The 21,124-nt window shown below is 72.4% G+C and carries 18 protein-coding genes; 6 read left to right on the top strand and 12 right to left on the bottom strand.

All coding sequences use genetic code 11. From position 1 onward, the window contains the following. Positions 1–9: 9 nt before the first annotated feature. The 3 genes from LWJ43_RS16815 to LWJ43_RS16825 form a co-directional block, all read right to left on the bottom strand. Positions 10–4,893, bottom strand: coding sequence for a DNA repair ATPase (locus LWJ43_RS16815; protein ID WP_277333051.1), 4,884 nt, complete (start codon positions 4,891–4,893; stop codon positions 10–12). 105 nt (positions 4,894–4,998) lie between these two features. Further along, positions 4,999–7,125: a flotillin family protein gene (locus LWJ43_RS16820; protein WP_277333052.1), complete on the bottom strand. Its 2,127-nt coding sequence runs from the start codon at positions 7,123–7,125 to the stop codon at positions 4,999–5,001. Between the two features lie 103 nt (positions 7,126–7,228). Continuing rightward, positions 7,229–7,867: a hypothetical protein gene (locus LWJ43_RS16825; protein WP_277333053.1), complete on the bottom strand. Its 639-nt coding sequence runs from the start codon at positions 7,865–7,867 to the stop codon at positions 7,229–7,231. Positions 7,868–8,158: 291 nt separating this feature from the next. On the opposite strand from LWJ43_RS16825, the gene LWJ43_RS16830 reads away from it, so the two are divergent. After that, the gene (locus tag LWJ43_RS16830; protein ID WP_277333054.1) at positions 8,159–9,226 is read left to right on the top strand and encodes a PucR family transcriptional regulator; all 1,068 of its coding nucleotides are present in this window, start codon (positions 8,159–8,161) and stop codon (positions 9,224–9,226) included. A gap of 48 nt (positions 9,227–9,274) precedes the next feature. Here LWJ43_RS16830 and LWJ43_RS16835 read toward each other — a convergent pair whose 3' ends face one another. Next, positions 9,275–9,730: a tellurite resistance TerB family protein gene (locus LWJ43_RS16835; RefSeq protein WP_147958667.1), complete on the bottom strand. Its 456-nt coding sequence runs from the start codon at positions 9,728–9,730 to the stop codon at positions 9,275–9,277. Between the two features lie 134 nt (positions 9,731–9,864). On the opposite strand from LWJ43_RS16835, the gene LWJ43_RS16840 reads away from it, so the two are divergent. Together LWJ43_RS16840 and LWJ43_RS16845 are read left to right on the top strand one after the other, a co-directional pair. Continuing rightward, positions 9,865–10,341 carry a BlaI/MecI/CopY family transcriptional regulator gene (locus LWJ43_RS16840; protein ID WP_277333055.1) on the top strand — a complete coding sequence of 159 codons (477 nt, stop codon included), beginning with the start codon at positions 9,865–9,867 and terminating at the stop codon, positions 10,339–10,341. Positions 10,342–10,352: 11 nt separating this feature from the next. Further along, the gene (locus tag LWJ43_RS16845; RefSeq protein ID WP_277333056.1) at positions 10,353–11,315 is read left to right on the top strand and encodes a M56 family metallopeptidase; all 963 of its coding nucleotides are present in this window, start codon (positions 10,353–10,355) and stop codon (positions 11,313–11,315) included. Between the two features lie 45 nt (positions 11,316–11,360). Here LWJ43_RS16845 and LWJ43_RS16850 read toward each other — a convergent pair whose 3' ends face one another. The 6 genes from LWJ43_RS16850 to LWJ43_RS16875 all read right to left on the bottom strand — a co-directional run bounded on the left by LWJ43_RS16850 (position 11,361) and on the right by LWJ43_RS16875 (position 16,829). Continuing rightward, a complete protein-coding gene (locus tag LWJ43_RS16850) occupies positions 11,361–12,608 on the bottom strand; it encodes a cation:proton antiporter (RefSeq protein ID WP_014155328.1) in 1,248 nt (415 codons plus the stop codon). Between the two features lie 2 nt (positions 12,609–12,610). Next, complete coding sequence (locus LWJ43_RS16855; protein ID WP_277333057.1) at positions 12,611–13,081, bottom strand: cation:proton antiporter regulatory subunit; 471 nt, start codon at positions 13,079–13,081, stop codon at positions 12,611–12,613. A gap of 163 nt (positions 13,082–13,244) precedes the next feature. Further along, positions 13,245–13,658: an ATP-binding protein gene (locus LWJ43_RS16860; protein ID WP_277333058.1), complete on the bottom strand. Its 414-nt coding sequence runs from the start codon at positions 13,656–13,658 to the stop codon at positions 13,245–13,247. 546 nt (positions 13,659–14,204) lie between these two features. Then, on the bottom strand, positions 14,205–15,638 hold the full coding sequence (locus LWJ43_RS16865) for a flotillin family protein (RefSeq protein ID WP_277333059.1): 1,434 nt from the start codon (positions 15,636–15,638) through the stop codon (positions 14,205–14,207). A 77-nt stretch (positions 15,639–15,715) separates the two neighbouring features. Then, entirely contained in the window at positions 15,716–16,237 is a 522-nt protein-coding gene (locus tag LWJ43_RS16870; protein ID WP_277333060.1) for a hypothetical protein, read from the bottom strand. Between the two features lie 106 nt (positions 16,238–16,343). Next, the gene (locus LWJ43_RS16875; RefSeq protein WP_277333061.1) at positions 16,344–16,829 is read right to left on the bottom strand and encodes a peroxiredoxin; all 486 of its coding nucleotides are present in this window, start codon (positions 16,827–16,829) and stop codon (positions 16,344–16,346) included. Positions 16,830–16,990: 161 nt separating this feature from the next. On the opposite strand from LWJ43_RS16875, the gene LWJ43_RS16880 reads away from it, so the two are divergent. The 3 genes from LWJ43_RS16880 to LWJ43_RS16890 all read left to right on the top strand — a co-directional run bounded on the left by LWJ43_RS16880 (position 16,991) and on the right by LWJ43_RS16890 (position 19,980). After that, positions 16,991–17,734 carry an alpha/beta hydrolase gene (locus LWJ43_RS16880; RefSeq protein ID WP_277333062.1) on the top strand — a complete coding sequence of 248 codons (744 nt, stop codon included), beginning with the start codon at positions 16,991–16,993 and terminating at the stop codon, positions 17,732–17,734. 60 nt (positions 17,735–17,794) lie between these two features. Further along, positions 17,795–19,489, top strand: coding sequence for a SpoIIE family protein phosphatase (locus tag LWJ43_RS16885; RefSeq protein WP_277333063.1), 1,695 nt, complete (start codon positions 17,795–17,797; stop codon positions 19,487–19,489). Positions 19,490–19,572: 83 nt separating this feature from the next. Further along, the gene (locus LWJ43_RS16890) at positions 19,573–19,980 is read left to right on the top strand and encodes a YunG family protein (RefSeq protein WP_277333064.1); all 408 of its coding nucleotides are present in this window, start codon (positions 19,573–19,575) and stop codon (positions 19,978–19,980) included. Positions 19,981–19,990: 10 nt separating this feature from the next. Here the strand turns inward: LWJ43_RS16890 and LWJ43_RS16895 are convergent, their stop codons facing one another. Together LWJ43_RS16895 and LWJ43_RS16900 are read right to left on the bottom strand one after the other, a co-directional pair. Further along, complete coding sequence (locus LWJ43_RS16895) at positions 19,991–20,170, bottom strand: hypothetical protein (protein ID WP_277333065.1); 180 nt, start codon at positions 20,168–20,170, stop codon at positions 19,991–19,993. A 177-nt stretch (positions 20,171–20,347) separates the two neighbouring features. Then, positions 20,348–20,932 carry a hypothetical protein gene (locus tag LWJ43_RS16900; protein ID WP_277333066.1) on the bottom strand — a complete coding sequence of 195 codons (585 nt, stop codon included), beginning with the start codon at positions 20,930–20,932 and terminating at the stop codon, positions 20,348–20,350. Between the last annotated feature and the right edge of the window lie 192 nt (positions 20,933–21,124).

Genomic DNA, 21,124 nt, shown 5'->3' on the forward strand with positions numbered 1-21,124 from the left:
ACCTCCGGTTCAGTCGGGCGTGTCGGTGATCATCGCGTGACGGGGACGTGGACCCGCGTCCGGGCGGCGGGGGCCCGCGGCCCGCTCGATGGCGGCCTCGACCGCCGCGAGCCGGTCCGCCAGCAACCCGAGCGCCCCGACCGCACGCGAGGCGGGATCGCCCTCCGGGCCGCCGAGGGCCTGGACGCGCAGGTAGGCGGAGACGACCGCCTGCCGGCGCTCCGCCCGGTCCGGGGTGAGCGTGCCCCGGAGCTCGGCCAGTTTGAGCAGGTTCCACTCGGCGCCCGTGGTGAGCGTCTGGGCTTCCCCGGCGTAGTGGTCGTCGATGACGGCGGCGAGCTCCTCGTCGTTCATCACGGGCACGATCCGCTGCGCGATCTTGTTCATGTCGCGGTAGGAGCCCTGCAGACGGAACGGCGGCTCGGTGCGGCCGGCGTCCGACTGCCCGGCCGAGGCGATGTACGCCGCGTTCACCGCGAGCACGGTCTCCCGGGCGGTCAGCAGATGGCGCAGTACGGAGAGGATCCGGTCCAGTTCGGCAGGAGCGTACGGGTGCTCCAGCTGTCCGGCCCCCGCGGCGGGAACACCGCCGGCGGCGAGCCGCACCAGCAGGTCGAGGTCGCTCCGGGAGCGGGCGGCGAGTGGGGCGAGGACCGGGTTGGCGGTCAGGGCGTTCTCGACGAAGCTCAGGGCGAAGACCTCGTCCCGGCCGCTCAGGACGTCGCCGAGATTCCAGACGTCCGCACGGTTGGCGAGCATGTCCGGAATCCGGAAGCGCGCGCCGGACTCGGTGTACGGATTGCCCGCCATCACCACGGCGAACCGCTTCCCCCGCAGGTCGTAGCTGCGGGTCTGCCCGTCCCACACCCCTTCGACGCGACGGGTGGCGTCGCAGAGCGGGATGAACTTCTGGAGCAGCTCCGGCGAGGTGTGCTGGATGTCGTCCAGGTACAGGAGCGTGTTGCCGCCCGCCTCGAACGCGAAGTTGATCTTCTCGACCTCCTGCCGGGCGGTCGCGCCGGGCGCCAGCGCCGGGTCGAGGGACGTCACCCCGTGACCGAGGTTCGGTCCGCTGACCTTGACCAGGACCATCCCCAGCCGCTCCGCGACGTACTCCACGAGGGTCGTCTTGCCGTAGCCCGGCGGCGACGTGAGCAGCAGCAGGCCCTGTGAGTCGGTGCGCCGGTCCGCGTCGGCGGTGCCCAGCTGCTTGGCCAGGCTGTCGCCGATGAGCGGGAGGTACACCTCGTCCAGCAGCCGGTTGCGGACGAAGGCGGCCATGGCGCGCGGCCGGAGGGAGTCCAGCCGCAGCCGGGAGCGTTCCGCCGCGACCAGGGTGGTGCGCAGCCGCTGGTAGGCGCGGAAGGACGGCACGGTGCGGGCCCGGAAATCGGCCGTGCGCGCGAGCAGTTCGTCCAGCCGGACCCGAAGCCGCCCCCGTTCCACGCGCGGGTGGTCGCCGAGGAGTCCCACCACGGTCGCGGTGAGCGGCGCGTCGCAGTCGTACCGCTCCAGCTCCGGGCACAGCTCCACGGCGACCGCCTCCGCGAGGTCCCCGTCGTCCACGTCCGGGCCGCTCGCGGCGGCGTACGAGCCGAGCCAGCCCTCCACCAGTCCGCGCCGGGCCGTGAGGTCCCCGGAGAGTGCGGCCAGGTCCTCGTCGTACGCCGAAGTACCGACGGCGCGGCGGAACTTGTCCAGGAGCGTGCGGGCCGAGGCGCTCGTGACGAATCCGGCGGGACCGCCGGCCAACTCCTCGAAGAGGTACGCGGCGACCTCGTGCCGCGCCCCCATCGCCGCCGCCCACTCCGCCTGGAGCGTGGCGATGGCCGGAGCGAGGCCGAAGGTGTCGCGGGCGCGCGCCAGCGAGGTGGCCTGACGCGCCCAGGACGTCCGCAGGTCGTCGTCGGTCTCGTGCGCCCAGAACAGCTGTGCCGCCGCGCGCACCGAGGACGGGAAGCGCAGCAGGCCCGCCCCGGCGAGCAGCCGCAGCAGGACGGTCAGGACGGCGAGGGCGTCCTCGTCGTGGACACCCCGCTGATGGCCCTCGTCGTACGCCGCCGCTGCCGCCTCCCGCACGAGCACCGGGAGATCCGCTCCGGCGAGCGCGTCCGCGCCGTGCTCGTCCAGGAGCCGGGCGGCCAGGTGCTCGGCGCGGTAGACGTCCGGCGTCTCCGAGGGCAGCAGCTGGTCCCAGTGGGCACGGGTCGCCGCGAACTCCGGGTCGGTGACCGGCGCCCGGTAGTCCGTGCCGGTGAGCGCGAAGGCGATCCCGTCCCCGGACGGGACCAGGGTCAGATCGAACGGCCCGCTGTCCACCGCGAACCGGTGGCGGCCCAGCCGGAGCACCGAACCGCCGTCCGCGTACAGCTCGCCCCGGTCGCGCAGGGCGCGTCCCGCCTCCTGCCGGGCGGCCTTCAGCCGGCCGTCCAGCTCGTCGGCGCGCACCGGGTCGCCGAGGGAGCGGAGCTCCTCGGCGGTCCGGCGGACCTTGGCGACCATGGGGTCGGAGGCGAAGTACGTGTGGACGGCGTCCAGGTCCTCCAGCGTGGTCAGCCGCCGCGAGACGGTCTCCAGGACCCGGGCCGCGGACTCCGCGAGCCGCTCCGCGCGGCCGGCCCGGGCGTCCTGCAGCGTCTGCTTCCGGCCCGAGAACGCCTCGTACACCTCCGTACGGCGTTCGGCGAGCCGCAGCAGGAAGTCGCCTGACTCGGCGAAGCGCGACTCCAGGTTCTCCAGCTGGAGGAGGACCCGGGCCAGCTGCTCGTCGCAGGAGTCGGGGGAGTCCGCCGAGGCGAGCGCTCCCGTGACGGCCTGTCCGAGCAGGGCGAACTCCGCGGCGAACTCGGCCTGCCCCTCCCGGGCCACCAGCTCCCCGCGCCGGGCGCCGAGCGTCGCCCGGGCGCGGTTGGCCCCGCCCAGGACCTCGGCGATCCGCTCCAGGACCGACGTACGGACGGTGGCGTCACCCATGTCCAGCCCGGCGACCACGTCCGTCACCGTCCCGAGGCTTTCCGTGATCTCCGTCAGACGGTCCCCGGCCGCCGTGGCCTCGGCGACGGTCTCCAGCCCTCCGGCGGCCCCGGTGATCCGTCCGAGGTCCTCGTGGTACCCGGCGAACGCGTCCTCGCCGGCGAGGAAGGCGACGGCCCGCTGTGCGGCCGACTCCAGTTCGCGTCCGTTCTCCTCGCGGAGCGCGGCGACGCGGTCCGTGTCGGCGTACCGCAGGTCGGCCAGAGTCGCCAGGCGTCCGTGGGACCGGCGCAGTTCGGTGAGTCCGTCGATCCACGCGGCGGCCGAGCTCGGGGTCTCGCCCCGGATCCGGCGGACCAGGGCGGCGAGCCCGGTTTCCGCCTCGTCGAGGGCGGCGGCGGCTTGTCCGGTCAGCTCCCGGACCGTCTCGAACTCGGCCAGGATCTGGCGGGCGGTGGCTCCCAGCTCCTCCAGCGGCTCGGCGAGCGCGCCCAGTGCGGGATCGGCGAGCCAGTGGTAACGGTCTCCCGCGCGGACGCAGTCGGCGACGAGCCTGCTGTACACCGCGGTCGTCGGGGTCATGTCCCGTACGCCGTGCGCCAGGGCCAGGCAGTCGGAGATCCCGCGCACCAGGTCGGCGTTGCCGGTCCGGGCGATCGGTCCCGTGCCGGGGGGACGGGACGCGGCGTAGGTGTCGGAGACGTAGGGGGTCTGCCAGCGCTGCAGCGGGTGAACCCGCGCCGGGCCGTCGGCGCCGTCCTTGAGCAGGATCAGGGTGCCGTCGTCGAGGAGGGCGTGGCCCCGGCCGAGCAGCGGGGTGGCGACCTCCTGGCGGATCAGGTTGTAGGGGAGGAGGAGGGTGCGGTTCTCGTCCCGGGACCGGAAGACGTGGAGCACGTCCTCGCCGTCGGGCGAGCGGACGGTGCCTTCGAGCACGGGGTCGCCGAACTCCCCCGCCGTGTCGAAGGTCTTGGTCCTGCCGGTGGTGAGGTAGTAGCCGCCGGGGAAGATGATCCCCTGGTCCTCGGGCAGCCGGAGGCAGGACGGGCCGATCGCGTCGAGCCGCAGCACGGTGGACAGCAGGGTGTTGAAGACCAGGTGCCGCCAGGCCTCCTCCTTGTACGGGCGCACCCGCAGCAGGATCAGCGGGCCCGCCACGGCGTACTCGACGGCGGCGTCCGCCAGGGACTGCAGCGGCTCGTCGACGGGCTCCTCGTGGATGCCGTCGGGGGACTCGGTGTCGTCGGCGGTCTTGACGGTCAGGGTGCCGCCCAGCGTGTCCACGAAGACCGTGTCCAGGACGGCGATGTGCGGGTGCCTGCCGGGCCTGTGGGCGTCCCGGCCCGCAGGCGTCCACTCGAAGTCGTGCGAGGGCGGGAAGACGTGGTCGCGTTCGCCCCGGGCGTCCAGGAACGCCCCGGGCGTACCGTCCGGGCCGAGCGCCCAGCGCAGGACGCGGATGTCCTCGGCGGTCTCCCCGGTGCGGAACACGGCCAGCAGCCGGCCGTTGACGCGTCGCAGCCGGAGCAGCCGGGCGTCGCGGTAGTAGCGGTGCAGGCCGGAGAACTCGCGCACGAAGGCCTCGTCGTCCAGCAGACCTGCTTCCGACTCCTCCAGGCCGGGCTCGCGCAGGACGAGCACGTCACCGACGTCCGCCTCCTCGCGCGAGCCGGGGCCGCGCTCGTAGCCGAACAGCAGGCGTCCGCCCACGGGGACGAGATCGCGGGCCACCGACGCGTGCTCCGTGTGCACCTGCTCGGTGGCGAGCAGTCGCAGTCCGGCGGAGCCGAACTCCCCGGTCCGCCGCGCGTCGAGTGCCTCGGCCCGCCGGACCAGTTCGTCCGCCTGCTCCCGGAGCCTTCGCCGGAGCACCTCGTAGGCATCCGCGTCGGCATCGGTGAAGGTGATGTCGCGGTCCATGCGCACTGCTCCCTACGAGATGTGTCCGACAACCCGGGCCGCCCGCCCACGTCGCGGGGCGGCCCTCTTCCCAAGGCCGCGGCCCCCGGAGGCCTGGCCCGGCCCCTACACGGCGGCCGCCCCGTTCCGCGCGGGCGGCACGGGGGCCGTCCCGTTCGCCGAGGGCGCGCCGGTGAGCGACGAGACCGTCATGCCCGCCAGCCCCAGCTCCTCCGCCGCGGCGAGCAGCTGCTTCACCTGCCCCGAGGCCGCCCCCGGCGACCGCATCAGCTGGGTGAGCAGGGCCGACACCGTCAGGTTCCGCACGTCTCCGGAGGACAGGGATCCCAGGACCCGGGTCAGGTCGTCCGTGAACGACCCCTGACCGTCGAGCCACGGCCCCGCCAGTGCCTGCACGGTCTTCGAGTTCTCCACGAAGCCGTCCACGCTCCGGCCCAGGGAGACCGAGGACACCAGCCGGTCGAAGAAGACGGAGTCGCCTCCGACGATGTCGATGTCCGCGTTCTCCAGACCCGTCGCCAGCACGGTCGCCTGTGCCTCCGCGACCTGGCGCCGGACTTCGAACTCCGCGAGCCGGATCTCCTTCTCCGCGTCCAGCCGCAGCCGGTACTCCTCGTGCCCCCGCGAGGCGTCGTCGAGTGCCGCCATCGCCGCGGCCTTCTCCGTGAGCCCCTCCGCCTCGGCCTTCAGCTTCTCTCCGATCACCGCCGCGTCCGCGGACGCCTGTGCCTGCGTGCCCTCGGCGACCGCCAGGGCCTTCAGACGCGCTCCCTCCGCCTCGGCCCTGAGCCGGGCCTCCGTGGCCTGCGCCTCCGCGAGGCCGGCCTTCTCGGTGACCTCGGCCTCGGCCTCACGGACCTGGACCTCCGCGAGCCCGGCCGCCGCGTTCTCCGCCTGGATGCCCTCCGCCAGCCGCAGCTTCGCCTGCGCGTCGAGGTCGGCCGTCTTCAGCCGGGCGTCCGCGAGCGTCAGCTGCTCGGCCGCCAGATGGACCGCCGCGGCCTCCGCCGCCTCCGCCGCCTTGATGTCCTTGACCAGCTTCTCCTGGGCCTCCGCCTCCGCCGCGATGATCACGGACCTACGGGTGCGCTCCGACTCCTCGACGGACCGCAGCGTCAGGATCGACTCCTCCTGCTCGGCGACCGTGCGGTCCACCGCGATCCGCTCCCGGATCACGTCCGCGACCTCACGGCGCTCCGCCTCGACCTCCTTCGTCGCGGCGATCCGGTTCAGCTCGGTCTCGCGCTCACGCCCGATGACCTCGAGCAGCCGGTCCTTCTCGATGCGCTCGTTCTCCACCGCGATGACCCGCTCACGGTTCTTCTGCGCGACGGCGACCTCGCGGGCCTGGTTCTCCCGCTGGATGCCCAGCTGCTCCTCGGTCCGGATGAACGCGCTCTGCGAACCGAGCCGCTCCTCCTCCTGCACCCGGGCGGTGGCCGACTCCTCGCGGGCCCGCAGCGTCTCGACCTCGCGGCGCTGCTTGATCTCGGCCTCGGCCTGTCGGCGCTCCAGCTCCAGGATGGTCTCCCGGGCGTCGACGTCCTGCCGGGTGATCTCCTTCTGCTCGGTGCGCTGGAACTCGTTGGTCCGCACGTGCTCGATCGACGTCAGCTCGGTGATCTTCCGGATGCCCTGCGCGTCCAGGATGTTGGCGCCGTCGAGCTGCGCCATGGGCGTCTGCTCGAGGAAGTCGATCGCGGCGTCGTCGAGGTGATAGCCGTTCAGGTCGGTCCCGATGACCCTGATGATCCGGTCCCGGAACTCCTCACGCTTCGTGTACAGGTCGACGAAGTCGAGCTGCTTGCCCACGGTCTTGAGGGCTTCGGAGAACTTCGCCGCGAAGAACTCCTGGACGGCGGCCTTGTCGCTCGCCCGCTCCGTGCCGATGGCCTGTGCGACCTTGATGACGTCCTCGACGGTCTTGTTGACGCGGACGAAGAAGGTGATGTGGATGTCGGCGCGGATGTTGTCCTGGCAGATCAGGCCCTCACGCCCGGTCCGGCGGATCTCGATGGTCTTCACCGAGATGTCCATGGTCTCGGCCTTGTGCAGTACCGGCAGGACCACCGCGCCGGTGAAGGTGACGTCGACCTTCTTGGTCTTGGAGATGATCAGCGCCTTCCCCTGCTCGACCTTGCGGAAGAGACGGGTGACGACGAAGACCAGAGCGACGGTGATGAGCAGGACAACGGCGACGAGCACGCCGATGCCCCAGGAGATGGCATCCATGACAGTCCTTGGCGGCTGGTGGGACATACGGAGTCGAAGGCGCGCACCCGTGTGACGGCACGCGGAACCACGGGCCCGGGGGCCCGGAGAGCGTGAAGGCGGGTCAGACGGCCTTGCGCGGCCGGGGGCGCGGGGCGAGCGCCGCGTCGTACGGCGATACCCAGAAGAACTCGCCGTCGGCGTCGTAGGCGTAGAGGAGCCCCGTGCTGCCGGAGGTGAGCACCTCACCCGGCGTGGACGGCACCTGCGCCTGCCGTACCTGCACGATCGCGGTCGACCCGTCGGCGGCCGCGACCTCGGCCTGACCGAAGTCGGCGCTGACGGATCCCGTGCGGACCGTGCAGATCTGACCCACGAAGTCCCGCCGGGATGGAGGAGGTTCCGCGGGGAAGAACCGGCGGAACCGGTGTACCAGCATGCGGACCACCCCCCAGGCGATCAGAAGTGCCCCCGCCAGGACGGCGAGGTGGAGCAACGCCCGTGCGGTGCCGGTGACTCCGCTGCTGAGCACCAGGACCGAGCCGGTCAGGCAGGTGAACCAGGAGAGGACGACGACCAGCGAAACCGACACGGAGACCGGCACCCCGCCGAAGCCGACCGCTTCGGTGTCGAGGTCGGTGTCGAAGGAGTCGGGCCCGGCCGCTCCGGCCAGCACCAGCAGCCAGAAGCAGACGACGACCACCAGTGCGGCGCCGAGGACGACGGCCGGGAAGGTGGTGGCCGCGGAAAGGAATTCGCTCATCGGTCGTGCCCCCCCCGTTCCACCTGACTGCGTACGGCCGGGTGCGCGGGTGGCCGGGGTACCGGCGCCGCGACGCCGCGAACGGCCCCGCAGCAACCGGTTTCTTCCCCCGTGGTCCCCCGTGACCCCCGTGCCTTCCCCCGTGTGTTGCTGGGCCGATCGTGCCAGCCGGGGCCGTCCCGGCGCATTGCCGGAATCCGGCAGGGTTGACGGTTCGCGCCTGCCGGGCACCGGCACCCGCCTCCGTGCGTTGACGGGAGGACAGTTTGTTCGTGTACGGAGGAGTGCGTCGTGGCGGAGCCCGAGATTTCGGAGAGATTCCTGGAGGGCTATGCCCGCATCCTGTCCGACGTCGCGGAGACCGGTCGCCGGCTCACCCGGGAGGAGCTGGAGACGCGGCGCACGCTCGGCCGTGAGGCCGCGGAGGCGGGACATCAGCTGCGGGCGCTGGTGCGGCGCCACCTCGCGGAGACCCGCGCCGCCTGGCCGGACGGTACGGCGCGCTCGTCGTCCACCGACTCCGTGCTGGGCGCCGTGGAGCAGGTGGTCGACGCCTTCGCGGAGGGCTTCGAGCGGGCGCAGCGCCTGACCGTGCGGCGCGAGGAGGCGGCGCGGCGGGAGTTCATCGACGACCTGCTGTACGGGCGCAGCGACCTGGGCAGACTCGCGGAGCGCGCCACCCGGTTCGGGCTGCGGCTCTCGCGCGCGCACGCCGTCGCGGTGGCGGCGGGACCCGAGGCGTACACCGAGTCGGACGCCGTGCCCCGGAACGTGGAGGCGGCCCTGCTCGCGCGCTTCAGCGGGCGGAAGATCCTGCTCACCACGAAGGACGGGCGCCTCGTCTGCATCGCTCCCGGCAGTCAGCCGGACGTCCTGCGGTACTTCGCCAAGCAGGCCCACGCCGCGACGGACGGCCACCAGGTCGCGGTCGGCCGCCCGCACCGCGGCCCCGGCGGGGTGGTCCACTCCTACGACGAGGCGCTCGACGCCCTCGACCTGGCGCAGCGGATGGGGCTCGACGACCCCGTCCTGTACGCCGCCGACCTGCTGGTCTACCCGGTACTGACGAGGGACCGGCAGGCGATGGCCGATCTGGTGCGCAGCGAGCTCGGCCCGCTCAAGGAGGCGCGGGGCGGGGCGGAACCGCTGCTGCGGACGCTGGCCGTGTACTTCGACGCGGGCTGCGTCGCCGCCGAGACCGCCCGTCGGCTGTCGCTCAGCGTGCGCGCCCTGACGTACCGGCTGGAGCGGATACACCAGCTGACCGGATCCGATCCGTCCGACCCGATGCACCGCTACACACTGCAGACGGCGGTGATCGGCGCCCGGCTGCTGGACTGGCCGGCGAAGGAGCTCTGACCCGGTGCGGGTGCGGCCCGTCGGCATGGGCCGCACCCTGTCACGGTCCTACAGGTCGAACTCGTGCGGCGGCAGGTCCAGCGCGAAGCACGCCTCGCGCACGACGGCCTGCTCCGACTTGTCGAAGTCGCCGTCCGCGCCGCCGATCACGATGCCGATCTGGATGACGGCACGCGCCTCGGCGGGCTTCTTCTTCGCCTTGGCGATCTCCTGGAGCACGCTGACCTTGCCGAAGGCGAAGTCCGCGGTCAGCTTGTTCACGTAGTCGTTGAACCGGCGCTGGAGATCGTCAGCGGGGAAGTTCTGCAGCACGTCGTTGGTGGCGATCAGGGTGGCGACACGCTGCCGCTCGGACGGGTCGATGGAACCGTCGGCGGCGGAGACCAGGGCGCACATGGCCATGCTCGCGTCCCGGAACGCCCCGCTCTTCAGGTCGTTCTTCTTCGCCTCCAGCTGCGTCTGCATCGTCGACGCGGATTCCTTGATCCGATCCCAAAGGGCCATGACGTCTCCATAAGTGCGTTGCCAGTGATGCGGTGACCGGTCGAACTCTACAGCCGTGTAGAAGATGTATGGGCGGACAACCGACGCACGACGGAGGACGCAGCGGTAATCGGCCACTCAGTAGGATGCGGCGGATGAACAGGCCCACAGGTACGGACGACGGCGGCGCCCAGGAGGGGCCCCGGCTGCCCAGGCGCGCCCAGGGACAGCTGGAGTCCCAGGTCCTGACGGTGTTGAGCTCGGCGGGCGGCCCGGCGACGGCCGGCTGGGTGCAGGAGCACCTCGACGGCGATCTCGCCTACACCACGGTCATCACGATCCTCTCCCGCCTCTACGCCAAGAAGGCCGTGACCCGCACCCGGCAGGGCCGTTCTTACGTCTGGACCCCGGCGTCCGACGAGGCGGGCCTCGCCGCCCTGCGCATGCGCCGCGTCCTGGACGGCGAACGGGACAGGGAGGCCGTCCTGGCCCGTTTCGTCTCCGCGCTGTCCCCGGGCGACGAGGCCAGACTCCGCGCGCTGCTCTCCCGCGCGGTCGGCCCCTCCGATGACGGCCCGGGCGGCCCGGACGGCCTCGACGACCCCGGCGACTCCGCGGCTCCGGAAGGCTGAGAGCCACCACGATGGGCGTCTTCGTCTACCTGCCACTCGTCCTGCCGCTGACCGCACTGCCCATGGCGCGCCTCGCCGAGCAGCACCTGCACCCCAGGAGCGCCACGCGCCTGCTGGCCGTCACGGGGTCGACGCTGGCCCTGTGCAGCACGCTGTGCCTGGCCCTGCTCATGGTGGTGGGCACGGCCCAGCTGCCCGGCAATCCGCTGCCCGACGGGTGGTCGGACCCGGAGGTGCGTGCCGCGGTGCCCTACGAGGAGAAGGCGGGCCTGATCGCGATCGGGGTCCTGGGAGCGGTCCTGGCGGCCTGCGGAAGCACCCTGCTGCGACACACGAGGGCCCGGATCCGCGCCGCCCAGGCGGTGGGGCCGGTGCCGGGGAGCGGCGGCACCGGGGACCTCGCCGTCATTCCGTCCCCCGACCCGTTCGCGTACGCCCTACCGGGACGGCGCGGGCGCGGGTACGACGGACGGGTCGTGGTCTCCACCGCGATGATGGAGTGCCTGGACCCCCGCGAACGGCGGGCCCTCGTCGCCCATGAGCGCGCCCACCTGGCCGGCCGTCACCACCGCTACCTGCTGGCGACGCAACTGGCCGCGCGGGCCAACCCGTTCCTCCTGCCGCTGCGCACCGCCGTGGCGTACAGCACGGAACGCTGGGCGGACGAGGAGGCGGCGTACGCGGTCGGCAGCCGCCGGGACGTCGCCACGGCGGTCGGCAAGGCGGCCCTGTCCGCGCACCGGGAGCCGGGGCCCGCCGTGCTCCCCGGCTTCGCGGCGGCCGCCGGCCCCGTGCCGCGCCGGGTGGCGGCGCTGCTCGACCCGGAACCCCCGGCCGGGCTGTGGCCCCCGGCCTCGGCACATCTGGCGGTGGCGGCGGTGACCGCGACGGTGGGTACGGCGGCCTCGGCGCTGTCGTCGCTCAACGCGACGGTGACGCTCGTCGGCATCCTCCACGCGGCCACCCCGCTCTGACCCTCCGGCCGGGTTCCTCGGCCGGAGGGTCGGAGCGGGGTGCTCTCAGTCGGAGTCGCGCCCGGCGTGCTCCGGCGTGAGGTCGTCGTGCGACGGCATCGGCCGGTCGTCCACGACGGCCGGCTTCTTCCCCTTGCCCGCCAGTACGGCCTGCAGCTTCGAGGCGACCGGCTCCGTCCACCGGGCGGTGAGGGGGCCGACGATCACCAGGATCAGCACGTACGCGGTCGCGATGGGACCGATGCGGGGTTCCGTCGCCACGGCCAGACCGGCGATGACGATGGAGAACTCCCCGCGCGCGACGAGCGTGCCGCCCGCGCGCCAGCGTCCCCGCGGCCCGATCCCGGCCCGCCGGGAGGCGTACCAGCCGGTGCCGATCTTCGTGAAGACCGTGACGATCGCCAGCAGCGCCGCCGGGAGCAGGACCGGCGGGATCTCGGCGGGGTCCGTGGACAGCCCGAAGAACACGAAGAACACGGCGGCGAACAGGTCCCGCAGCGGCGTCAGCAGCTTGCGCGCGCCCTCCGCGACCTCGCCGGAGAGGGCGATGCCCACGAGGAAGGCGCCGACGGCGGCGGACACCTGCAGCTGCTGGGCCACCCCGGCCACCAGGACGGTGAGCCCGAGGACGACGAGCAGCAGCATCTCCGGGTTGTCGGAGGACACCGCGCGGCTGATGAGCCGGCCGTGACGCAGCGCCAGGTACAGCACGAAACCGACGGTGCCGAGCGCGATCAGCAGGGCGATGCTGCCGCCGGCCAGACCGACACCGGCCAGCATCGCGGTGAGCAGCGGCAGGTAGACGGCCATGGCCAGGTCCTCGATGACGAGGACACCGAGGATGACGGGCGTCTCGCGGTTACCGAGTCTGCCCATGTCGGTCATCACCTTGGCGATCACGCCCGAGGACGAGATCCAGGTGACCCCGGCGAGCGCGACGGCCCCCACGGGACCCCACCCGAGCATCAGGCCGGCGGCCGCGCCGGGTGTCGCGTTGAGTACGAAGTCGACGGCCCCGGACGGGTACTGCGTCTTGAGACTGGTGACGAGCTCGGACGCGCTGTACTCCAGCCCGAGCAGGAGCAGCAGGAGGATGACGCCGATCTCCGCCCCGATGGCGGTGAACTCCTCACTGGCGCCGAGCGGCAGCAGACCGCCCTCCCCGAACGCGAGACCGGCCAGCAGGTACAGGGGGATCGGCGAGAGGCCTATCCGCCCGGCGAACCTGCCGATGATGCCGAGCCCCAGGATGACGGAGCCCAGCTCCACCAGCAGTGCGGTCGTGTCGTGCACGGTCAGCCCTCCGCAATGATCTCGGAGAGCGTGTCGACGCCCTCACGCGTTCCTACAACGACGAGCGTGTCCCCGATGGCCAGCCGGAAGTCCGGACCCGGCGACGGGTGCGCGCTGTGTGTACGCAGCACCGCCACGATCGAGGCGCCCGTCCGCGTCCTCGCCCGGGTGTCCCCGAGCAGCCGCCCGCCGTACGGGGACCGGGTTCCGAGCGGGATGTGCTCGGTGACCAGATCGATCCCCTCGGTCCGTACGGCGTCGATGGGCGCGGCGTCGATGAGGTGTGCAAGGCCGGTGGCCTCGGTGGTCGTCAGGGGCACGGAGAGCAGGCACGAATCTGGGTCGTCCTTCTCGTAGAACCCCAGGAAGCGCCGCCCGTCGTGATGCACGACCACGGAGATGTGCTGGCCGGATTCGGTGGTGTAGTCGTACTGGACGCCGACTCCTGGCAGCGACGTGCGGTGGGTTCCCATGGCTTCCTCCCGAGAAGCGCGCGGCGGCGGGGCGACGCTTTTGGTGATCTCTTTAGTCGCCCATTACCTTATCCGGCCGCGAAAACCGCCCATGTGTGCGTACGGGAATCGGGAGGACGCCGTGCGGGGGCAGGGAACGCTCGCGGGGAACGCGGAGGCGGCGTTATCGCGCGAAGTGGGCGCAAACCGTCTTGCCGGACCCCGGGCCGGGCGTGACGGTGAGGGCCTGCGTGAGACGGCGGACCATGTGCCATCCGAAGCCGCCGGTGGCGCCGTCGAGGTCCGGCGTCCGCGCGTGCGGGGGAGCCGGGCTGGGGTCGCTGACCGCCGCGGTCACGGTGCCGGGCCCGGCTGAGAGCCGGAGGGTGAACCGGCCGCCGCCGTGGCGCAGCGCGTTCGTGGCCAGTTCGGAGACCACGAGGACGAGGGTGTCGGCCAGGGCCGGGTCCGGGGCGGGGGAGAGCCGGTCGGTGAACGTGCGGGCGGCCTTGCGTGCCCAGTGGATGCTGTCCGTGCTGTCGCCCACCACGGTCCGTGCGGAGGGCGTCGAGGTGTCGGGGATCTTCGTGTGCGTCATGCGCGTACACCCCACCTGTGATCGGTCGTGCCACTCGTTGCCTGGACACACCACCTGCCCGCTGGGACGGGATCTACTACTTCCGCACCCGTTCCGGTCGCGAATTCGAACAGCGACGGCGGCAGAAGTGCATCATCCGTTCGGACAGAAAACCTGTCGTGGCGACGATAGACATCCACTGTCTGCCGGATTAGTGTCGCCTTCGTGGTCGAGTGACCGGGGCACCCGGCAGGAGCTTGACCGCCGGGTGGCAGTACCCGCAGGACGGTGCGGTGGTGGAGTTCCGGAGCCATGGTGTTCGCAGGACGGTGACGGGGCTGACGACCGGACCGGGTGGCCCGCACGCTCAGGGGCCGCCACCGGCAGCGCACGGTGAGCAGTCGCTCCCGTGCGGACACGGAAGGCCGGCCCGCCAGGGCCGGCCCTCCCGGTACGACATGACGGCCGTCCGGGGACGGCCGGGCCCGAGGGCTGACGAGGACCGGACCGGACATGGATGTGCCCGGCCGGTGGAAGGCCACCGGCCGGGCACACGGGACGCGTGGTTCAGTCCTTGATCTCGATCTTCTCGCCGTCGGCCGCAGGCGCGGGGATTGCCGGCGCGGTGCCGCCCGCCTCGGTCTGCAGGTTCTTCAGCAGGGCGCCGAGGTCGACACCCGTGGTGGAGTTGAGGAGTTCGAGGCCCTGGGCCACGTTGTCGGCCACCGTGCGGGTCAGCTGGCCGGCACCGTCCGTCGAGATCACCGTCATCTTGTCGATGGCGCTCAGCGGCTCCGACGCCTTGGCGACGACCTGCGGGAGCACCTCGACCAGCATCTGCAGGACGGCCGCGTCGCCGTACTGCTTGAACGCGTCGGCCTTCTTCTGCATGGCCTCGGCCTCCGCGGAGCCCTTCGCGGCGATGGCGGCGGCCTCGGACTCGCCCTCGATGCGCACGGCGTCGGCGAGGGCCGAGCGGTGGAGCTTCTCGCCCTGGCCGGTGAGCCGGGAGCGCTCCGCGTCGGCCTCCGCCTCCTTGACCTGGGCGATGCGACGGGCCTCCGCCTCCTGCTCCGCCCGGTAGCGGGCCGCGTCCGCGGGCTTGCGGACCTTGGTGTCGAGCTCGCGGTCGGTCAGGGCCGCCTGCCGCTCGGCGACCTTCTCCTGCTCGGCGAGGACTTCCTGCTGACGGGCCGCCTCGGCGAGGGGGCCGGCCGCGTTGGCCTTGGCGGCGGCGGCTTCGGTCTCGGCCTTGATCTCGGCCTGCTTGAGGTAGAACGTCCGCTCGGCGATCGCGATCTCCTCGGCCGCCTTCAGCCGGGCCTGCTCGGAGGCACGCCGGGCGATCGCCTCGGCGATGTCGGCCTCCTGCTTGGCGCGGGCGGCCTCGGGCCGGCCGAGGTCCTCGAGGTACGAGCCCTCGGTGGTGATGTCCTGGATCTGGAAGGCGTCCAGGATCAGGCCCTGGCCGGAGAGGCTGGCCTCCGCCTCCTCGGCGACCTGTCCGGCGAACGCGGCGCGGTCACGGATGATGTCCTCTACGGACATACGGCCGACGATGGCGCGGAGCGCTCCGGACAGCACTTCCTGGGTGAAGCCCACGATGCCGTTCTGCTGCTGCAGGAAACGCTGTGCCGCCGCGCGGATCGCGTCCTCGCTGCCGCCGACCTTGACGATCGCGACGCCCTCGAGGTTGGACTTCACGCCGCGCAGGGTGACGGCGCCGCGTACGGCGACGGGGATGTGCCGGCTGGAGAGGTCCAGGGTGAACTTCTGCTGGACGAACGGGACGACGAAGACGCCGCCCCCGACGACGACCTTCTGGCCGCTGTTGTCGATGCTGGTGCGGCCGGTCACCGGGTCGGTGGACTTCTTGCCTCGGCGTCCCGTGATGATGAAGGCCTGGCTGGGCCCCGCGACCTTGTACCGCGTGATCACGGCGAGTGCCAGGAGCACGAGGAGTACGACGATTCCGATGACGGCGATCACTACTGGACTCATAGGTGGTGCTCCCCCTTGCCCTCCCGAAGGGACGGCGGTGTGTACGGCTTTCGGACGGGCTTGAGGCCCGGTGGTGCTCAGCGCTCGACGGGGCGGACCGTGACCGAGGAGGTCGAGAGGGTGGCCTCCACCCAGATCTCGGCACCTCGCTCGACCGGGACGGCGCTCTTCGCGGCGAACTTCACGGTCTGGCCGGCGAGCCGCAGCAGGACCTCGCCGTAACCGTCGGCCGGGATCGGCGTGACGACGGATCCCGAGGTGCCGACGAGGTCGTCGCCGCGTGGTGTGGCCGTGGTCTGATCCCGCATCAGGGCCTGGCTGAACTTCCAGGTCAGCCAGGCCGCGACGACGCCCGCCGCGGCACCGGCCGCGACGGCCACCGGGGTGCCGACGTCCGTGGTGCCGAGGACGATCGCGCCGCCGAAACCGAGCATGGAGAGGAAGCCGGCGATGACGGGCAGGGACAGCAGACCGTCGAAGAAACCGTTCAGCAGTCCGCCCAGCGCGTCACCGAGGAGGCCTTCGAGGATTCCGTCGAAGATCAGTGAGAGGGCGAGAAGAACGATTCCCGCGATGCCCAGACCGAGAAGGACGGTCATGTGATCACTCCCCCGGTGTTCGGAAATCCCCCGAAATATTTCCGTCGAACTGGCTGAATGGTCCCATACGGTGTCCGCCGGGGGTACTGCCGGAACCCGGCAGTCTTCACGGCTTCCTGATGCCGGAGAGCTGCTCGGCGAGCGTGTCGAGCGACTGGAACGTGGCGCCGAGCAGGGCGACGTGCTTCCACCGCAGCACACCGTCCGGCCCGATCAGGAAGACGGAGCGGCGCACCCCGATGCCGGGCGCCGTGACCCCGTAGGTCCGGGCCGTCTCCCGTCCCGTGTCGGCCAGCAGAGGCATGCGCAGCCCGTGCCCGCGGGCGAAGGACTCATGGCTGTCCACATCCTGTGGACTGATCCCCCAGACCTCGGCGTCGAGCCCCTCGAAGGTCTCGAGGCCCGAGGAGTAGGAGCAGAGCTGCTTGGTGCAGACCGCCGTGTTGTCACCGGGGTAGAAGGCGAGGACGACGGCCCGGCCGCGCGCGGCGGAGAGCGTGTGGTCGCGACGCTCGAAGGTGTCGTCGGTGAGTACGCCTCCGGGAAGGGTGAAGTCCGGTGCGGGGCTGCCGATTCGAGGTCCTGACGCCATGTCGTGGCTCCTTGGGTCGCGTACGGGAGGATCTCCGTGCCTCGTACAGTGAACGGCACTTTCCACGCATCGACACGTTCGGCCCATCCGTACGCCGTCCGGCACCGAATATGGAGCAGTGCGCGGGCGCCGGAGCCCGGCACCTCGATCTGGAGGTACGTGTGGCCGTACGAACGCCGTCGGCAGCGGTGCTCATCCTCCACGGCGGCTACGAGACGGGCCTCGAGGCACCGGCACCCGGCGCCCTGAACCTGCCCGGTCTGCGCATGCTGCCGGTCTCGCGCGTCGTGGCCCGCGCGGTGCGCGGGGACTCCGGCGTACGCGTGCAGCGGGTCCGCTACACGCACCGCGGCTGGAACGGGTCCCGCGAGGACCCGCTGCACGACGCCGTACACGCGCTCGACGCGCTCCGGCGCGAGGCGGGAGACATCCCGGTGGTCCTCCTCGGCCACTCCATGGGCGCCCGCGCCGCCCTCCACGCCGCGGGGCATCCGCTGGTCCGCGCGGTGGTCGGACTCGCTCCGTGGTGTCCGCCTGGCGATCCGGTGACGCAGCTGTCGGGGCGCGACGTCGTCCTGCTGCACAGCACCCGGGACCGGGTGACGAGTCCCCTGGCGTCCCAGTCGCTCACGGCCCGGGCACGCCGCGCGGGTGCCCGCACCTGCCTGGTGACGATCCCGGGCAGTGACCACGCGATGATCCGCAGGGCTCCGGCCTGGCACCACCTGGCGGGGCTGCTGGTCACGGGGCTGCTGGGGATGGCACCGGTGCCCAGGCGGGTCGAGGCGGCGTTCGGGCTGCCGCCGGGCGCGGCGGCCTCCGAGGGCACGCTGTCCCTGGACAGACTCGACGCCGTCGGGCGGCGCCCGCGGAGATGCGGGGCGGTGCGCGGCGGCAGAGGATGAGGGCCGGACGCCGGCCGGCCTCTCCGCACCCGCCGGGTACGCATCCCTCTGGAGGCTCCGTTGCAGGCCGAAGAGCACGCCGACCCGTCGCCCGTCGACGTGGCGGTGCTGGACGCGCTCGTCGGCGGGAGCCCGGCAGGGGTGGCGGTGTTCGACGAGGAACTGCGCTACGTGTACGTGAACCCGGCACTCGAACGGCTCAACGGCGTGCCGGCCGCGGCGCATCTGGGCCGGACCGTCGGAGAGGTCCTGCCGGACGTCGACGTCCGGCCGGACGTCCTGCGCCGGGTGCTGGCCGACGGACGGCCCCGCGACCTCACCACCAGCGGGCGGACCTGGGCGGACTCCGTCGTGAAGCGGCGCTGCTGGCGCGGCGCCTGCCACCGCCTCCAGGAGGCCGGGCGGGCACGTGGGCTGATCCTGATCGCCCAGGAGATCACCGCCACCCGCGACGAGCGGGAGGAACTGCTGCGGGCCAGGAGCTACCTGAGGCTCCTCGACAACGCGGCCGTCAGCATCGGTACGACGCTCGACGCGGAGACCACCTGCCAGGAACTCGCGGATTTCGTGGTGCCCGTGATGGCCGACGTCGCCGTCGTGGAGATGATCCCCGGGACCGACGGGCACCCCCGGCGTGAACCGCCGTCCGGAGTGCTGCGGCTGCGGCGGGCCGGAGTGGCCTCCGTCCCCGGACTCGCCGACCCCATCGCCCAGTTCGGCGGACCCGGCACGGACATCGACTACCAGGCGGACGCGGCCGTGCCCCGCTGCCTGGCCGCCGACGAGCCGGTGATCGAGAACCTGTACGGGGACGAGCAGCTCAGCCGCTCCGCGCCCACCCCCGAACGGGTCGGCGCCTACCGCGCCATCGGCCTGCACTCGGCGGTCGCCGTACCGCTCACCACGCGGGGACGGCCGCTGGGTGTGCTCAGCCTGCTCCGGGCCGGCGCCTCTCCCCCCTTCACCGAGGGACTGGACGTCGTCGTTGCCAGGACGCTCGCGGGCCGCACCGCGGTGGACGTGGACCACGCCCACCGCTACACCCACGAGCACCGCATCGCCCGGGAGCTCCAGCGTTCCCTGCTCTCCGAGCCCCGGGAGCCGGACCCGGGCATCGAGATCGCGTCGATCTACCTGCCCGCGGGGGAGGGCGCGTTGGTGGGTGGCGACTGGTTCGACGCCATCCCGCTGCGGGGCGGGCGCCACCTGAAGGTGATGGGCGACGTGATGGGCCACGGGGTGGAGGCCGCGGTCGCCATGAGCAACTACCGCTCGATGCTGCGCATCATGGCCGAGGACGACCAGCCGCCGCACCGCGTTCTCGAACGGCTCGACAGGGCGGTGGAGCAGTCAGGCCTGGACCGGGCGGCGACCTGTCTAGTCGCGGTCGTCGACCGGCGGGAGGGGGTCTGCGAGGTGGCCAGCGCGGGCCACCCGCCCCCGGTGTTCATCGACCCGGGAGCGTCCGGGGCACGGGTGGCGCCGCTGGATGCGGGGCCCCCGCTGGGTACGGGCTTCGGCGGCTACCGGACGACCGTGGTGCCGTGCGGCCCGGGGACGGTGCTGCTCATGTACACCGACGGGCTGGTGGAACGCCGGGGCGAGGACATCGACGTCTCGATCGAGCGGCTCACACAGCTCACGCTGCCCGTCGGCGGCGGGCTCGACGACCTGCTGGGGGAGGTCGTGGACCGGTTCGCGGACACGGCCGAGGACGACATCGCGGTACTCGTCTCGCGGAGCCGGAGGAGCTGAACGCCCCCTCCGCGTAAGGGAGTCGCGGGTGGGAGGAACCTTCGCCCGGGGCGCTGTCAGCGGCCGGTGCGAGGATTCACCGCATGGGACCCCTGCTCCTCACCGACATCGAAGCCGCCGTCCGCAGCAGCTGGAGCGCGGACACGACCACACCCGTGCACCGGCAGTACTGGGATCCGGGGAATCCGGCCCGTGACCAGTGCGGTGTCACCGCCCTGGTGGTCAACGACCTGCTGGGCGGCGAGTTGATCCGGGGCGAGGTGCGGGTCGACGGCGAGCGCGTCGACTTCCACTGGTGGAACCGCCTGGGCGGGATCCTGGAGATCGACCTGACCCGGGAGCAGTTCGCCCCGCACGAGATCGTGACCGGCGGCGTCGCCGTGGAACGGCCGGCGGAGATCGTACGGCTCCGCGAGGAGTACGAGCTGCTGAGCGCCCGGGTGATGGAGACACTGCGGGAGCGGGCCGGGGCGGTGCGGGAGCCGCGTTGAGGGCCGCCGGTCACCCCGAGGGCCGCCGGGAGCGCCCGCGCAGCCGCCGCAGGACGAGCACGGCGGATGTGACCAGGGGCAGAAGCCCAGCCGCGGTGTTCGCGGCGGTCAGCTTGCCCTGGCCGCCCCGGGCCCTGCGCAGCTGTCTGACGGCGCGGACCACGGCGATCGCGCTGCTGCCGAGACTCATGAGCAGGCCGATTCTGGAATTCGCGGCTCTCCTGGGCATCCATGGCCTCCGGTCGCATAGCTGCGCGGCCCCTTCTCCCACGTAACCGGCTTCCGGGCGGGACCGCAATCGGGGCCGTCCCGCGTGCCAGGGTGAAAGGGCGCCCGCGCGGGCGGCCCGGCTGTCCGGCCACGTGGGTCAGGCGAAGAGGAAGCCGGCGGCCGTCGCCGCCCCGGCTGCGGCTCCCGCGACCGTCTGGGCCACCGAGTGGTAGCGCAGTGCCACTCGCGACCAGCACACGGCGAGGGCCGCCCCACCCGCGCACAGCCACCACAGGGAGTGCGCGACGCTGAGAAGGGCGACGACGGCCGACGCGACAGCCGAGTCGACCGAGATCTTCCAGACCGTGTTGACCGCCAGGAGCACGGTCGTCATGACCCACAGCGAGACCGTCGCGATCAGGATGCCGGAGGGCGCGTCGCCGAGGACCATGATCAGCGCGCCGGTGCCGAGTGAACCGAGGATCACCTGGAAGACGGGCGCCCGCTGGGTCCGGTCCACCACGTGGCGGTCGCCCCAGGTGCCGCGCCCGCGCTCCCACTCGATGTAGCCGGCGGGGACGAGGCCCGCGCAGACGGCGCCGAGAAGACCCCAGGGGAGGCCGGTCCAGTCACCGGCCGAGGCCACTCCGATGGCGAGCATGCCGACGAGCAGCACATTGCGGGGCTGCAGGACGTCGGTGACCGTGCGTGCCACCGTCGTGGTCGTGCCGGTGCCGCTCATGCCGTGTGTGCTCCAGTCCGCGCGCGCCGGGCTGCATCACCGGCCGGGCGTCGATGTAGCCCTTCACGACGGGGGATGCGTGAAGGGCTACCCGTGCAGTATGACCGCTCGCCGGTCTGCCGACAACTGACCGGCTGGTCAGCCCTGTTGGGGTGTTCCCGCCGCTACGGAGCGCTGCCGGCGGGCCTCGTA

Source organism: Streptomyces sp. JH34, assembly GCF_029428875.1.
Lineage (GTDB): Bacteria > Actinomycetota > Actinomycetes > Streptomycetales > Streptomycetaceae > Streptomyces.